The 3,518-nt window shown below is 39.3% G+C and carries 3 protein-coding genes and 1 pseudogene; 2 read left to right on the top strand and 2 right to left on the bottom strand.

What is annotated here, in order from left to right; all coding sequences use genetic code 11:
• A partial coding sequence (locus VNZ46_RS21795) for an ABC transporter permease (RefSeq protein WP_325562559.1) occupies positions 1 to 871 on the top strand: 871 nt, incomplete at its 5' end.
• Between the two features lie 162 nt (positions 872 to 1,033).
• Positions 1,034 to 1,624: an RNA polymerase sigma-70 factor gene (locus VNZ46_RS21790; protein ID WP_325562557.1), complete on the top strand. Its 591-nt coding sequence runs from the start codon at positions 1,034 to 1,036 to the stop codon at positions 1,622 to 1,624.
• 61 nt (positions 1,625 to 1,685) lie between these two features.
• Here the strand turns inward: VNZ46_RS21790 and VNZ46_RS21785 are convergent, their stop codons facing one another.
• Together VNZ46_RS21785 and VNZ46_RS21780 are read right to left on the bottom strand one after the other, a co-directional pair.
• Positions 1,686 to 3,164: a RagB/SusD family nutrient uptake outer membrane protein gene (locus VNZ46_RS21785; protein ID WP_325562555.1), complete on the bottom strand. Its 1,479-nt coding sequence runs from the start codon at positions 3,162 to 3,164 to the stop codon at positions 1,686 to 1,688.
• Positions 3,165 to 3,183: 19 nt separating this feature from the next.
• Positions 3,184 to 3,518, bottom strand: a pseudogene (locus VNZ46_RS21780) (hypothetical protein); the annotation flags it as partial.

The following is a 3,518-nucleotide window of genomic DNA, read 5'->3' as shown; positions in this document are numbered from 1 at the left end:
CATAAACAACGGCTGGAAGCCCGTTTCTTCGAACTCACTCAAGACTAATTATTTTCAAATGCTACAAATCTTAAAAATCGAATGGCTAAAAATTAAAAACTACCCCGCATTTTGGTGGACTATGGGTATCACTGCACTCTCCTATATCGCCGCTAGTTATGCTATGGTTGGTTTTTATCATCAACTGAGCAATAACCCACAAATGGGTAAAGCTGCACAAATGCTATTAGGAAATCCTTTTGCATTTAATGAAGTATGGCATACCATCGCCTACATTTCATCGCTATTTATTGTGATTCCTTCATTGGTTGTGATAATGCTGATTACCAATGAATATACTTTTAAAACACACAGGCAAAATGTAATTGATGGCTGGAGCCGAAAACAATTTTTAACTGGCAAATTACTGGATATTGCTGTAGTATCCTTATCGATAAGCGTCATCTACGTGGGCGCGTGCTTGATTATCGGATTTACCAATACCGGGGCAAAAGATATTGCCGGGGGTGGTAAAACTTATTTCATTGGTTATTTCTTTTTACAAACTTTCTCACAGTTGTCGATCGCTTTTGTGATTGGCTTTTTAGTTCGTAAATCATTTATTGCTTTAGGAATTTTTATCTTTTCCATCGTTATTCTGGAACCTATGCTGACCTGGCTTTTTTCGAAGTATGATATGGTTATTGGCCATTTTTTACCATTTGAAATTTCAGACCGCATGATACCTCCCCCAACCTTCATGGCAAAAATGAACCCTGAAGCTTACAATCTAGCCATGAACAGCACCGGACAGCAAGTTTTGTACACCCTTTTATTCAGCACATTGCTATGGTTCTTTTGCTTTCGCATAAACGCAAAAAGAGATCTTTAATCAACTAGCCCAAAATTCCAGATTTAGAAAATTGTTCTTGATTTTTACATCCATTTAACGGATATTTAACGTACTCATCAACAGCAATTAAGTGGTACGATTTTGTGCTTTAAATTTTGATTTTGGGTATATAAAAGCAGCGGATAAATTTGGGTTAAAAGTATGGGAAATTTGAAGGAACTTAAAGACGAAGAATTAATTCTTCTGCTGAACCAAAGCGATGAAAGGGCCCTAGTTGAAATTTACGATCGCTATTGGAATAAACTTCTGGCTCAGGCAAGATGGGATCTTCGTGATGAAGCGGACGCAGAAGATTGTATTCAGGAACTGTTTATCAAATTATGGAACTGCCGCACAGGACTTACTTTGAGGTACAAGCTTTCCACCTATCTTTACAGAGCAGTAAAAAACCAAACGATCAACATGTTAGCCAAACGCAATTCGAAACGCAATAATATTGTCTTTGAAGAGGCGACTGGAATAGAGATCTTTGCACCATCTGCAGACTCATCCTTGTTAGAAAAAGAGATGTTGCAGATTTTAGAGGCTGCGATTGATTCTTTGCCTGAAAAATGTTCCAAGATTTACAGAATGAGCAGAATAGACGGACAGTCTAATAAGGAAATTGCCAGGCAATTGGATGTGGCTGAAAAAACAGTAGAGGGGCATATCACCAGGGCTATAAAACAGGTTAGTACCTATATCAGCCTGTCAATTTTGGTTGTCTTAATTAGCTATTTTTTATACCGTTAAACAACAATGGGGACTAAAGTCCCCATTTGCTGTACTTATATTCAAAAATTGATGTTTAAGATTATTGTACCGGGTATCCTCCTGCGTTTTGAGCGCCAAATAATACATTGGTCTGAAATTCAGATACAGGAACACCAAACCAAAGTTGTGAAGGGGTTGTTATCGTTGGCCGAAGTTGTTTTATGGTATCAAATGGAAAACGTAAAAGGGCAAACCAATCAATTGCATCTTCACCGGTGAGGTTTCTCAGTGTTTCGAAATAAACCTGTTTCCATAAATCCATCGGTGTATTGGCATTATCTACAGGTTGATAGAGTGGGCTTCCATTTGCGATACCGGCCTTAGACATAACCATTTTCAACGCTGTTTTTGCATCCGCTAATTCCCCTCCGGAGCGAATAATGGCTTCTGCTTTCAGTAGGTAAACTTCAGACAACCTGATGGCATAAGATGTTTCCGATATTTGTGTAAATGGACTCAGTGTTCCTGTGCCAGCGTTATAGGAAATAAATTTCGTATAAAAATAAGTGTCAGGGCTAGATGTCTGGATTTCTTCTGGAGTAAGCGGCCCATGCATCCAGGCCCCACGGGGATCATTAGCCAATAAATCTACAAAAGCTTTTTTTGCGACAAAAATTACACCAACAACCGCTGGAATTGAATAAGCACCACTATTGGTACGGATATTTTCTTGAAGTGGTTGTGGTTGTACGCCCAATATCACCTCTTTACTGGACAAACCTTTACTATAAAATATATCCTTCAAATTGGGCTCAAGTTCATAATTTCCACTTCCAATAACAAGATTGGTGAGGTCAAGCGCTTTAGTAACGTCTGCTTGTTGACCCCGTGTGAGCAGTACCCTGGCTTCTAGAGCCATTGCTGCATATTTGTTGACATAGTAATTGGGATTGGTGGTCGGTCCGTTTGCTACTGCATAATCTAAATCGTCCAGAATAGCCTTGTAAGACTCTGCCACTGAACTACGTGCTTTGTTTACTGTACTGATCCCGGTTAGCTCCGTCCGCAATAAAACTCCATTTTTACTGGAAAGATCATTCCATTCAGCAAAAAACATGAGGAGCTTGAAGTTCGAATAAGCGCGTAAAAAGCGAGCTTCTGCCTGCATTTCTGATTTACGTTTTGCTTCAATAATACCATCCGGCAAAGCGCTCAGCCCCTCTAACATTCCGTTAGCAGCTGTAATGGTTGCATACCATTGTCCCCATGGGTTATCAACTTGCATAAATCGGGAGTTAAGATTGGTATTATTTTCATCAGGATATTGACCAGAACCATAGCCCAGCATACCGGTTAACATACCGGGTTGAACATTTTGAACCTGCCAATCGTAACTTGTTGAAGATGCATTGGCAAATCTGTAATACACGCCATTTAACGTTACCTGAGCACTCTTTAGATCTACCACTGCAGTGCCATTTACTTTAGCATTTGGAGGTGGTTCACTTAATTGTTTTTTGCAAGCCAATAAAGTCAGCGAACAGCAAAAATATATGATATAGAAATGTAATTTGTTCATCACTGTTGGGTTTTAATTATTAAAAACTGAATCTGGCACCAATTGCATACTGTCTGGCTTGAGGATAACTTGCATCGTCAGTATTTCCGCCTATAATGCTGTAGGGATCATTACTAACTTCTGGGTCTGGCCCCGGGTACTTTGTTATGGTAAAAAGATTACTAGCCGAAATATAGATCAGGGCTTGTCTTACCCCTAGCTTTTGTAGCAATGGTTGAGGCAAAGCATAACTGATATTGATTGATTTCAATTTGATATAGGAAGCATCAAATATATTTAAGGTACTCGCTCCTGCACCAGAGGGTGTATTAGGGTCTTTTAGATACAATACCGGTCTATTTGAATTAGGATCAT

The sequence above is a fragment of the Pedobacter sp. genome (assembly GCF_035566355.1).
Taxonomy (GTDB): domain Bacteria; phylum Bacteroidota; class Bacteroidia; order Sphingobacteriales; family Sphingobacteriaceae; genus Pedobacter.
Note: the sequence above shows the minus strand (reverse complement) of the source record. Positions and strands in the feature narration are given on the sequence as shown.

Bases quoted from the DNA above. Each gene is read 5' to 3' on its own strand.
- VNZ46_RS21790 (WP_325562557.1), top strand. From the start codon at position 1,034: ATGGGAAATTTGAAGGAACTTAAAGACGAAGAATTAATTCTTCTGCTG.
- VNZ46_RS21785 (WP_325562555.1), bottom strand. From the start codon at position 3,164: ATGAACAAATTACATTTCTATATCATATATTTTTGCTGTTCGCTGACT.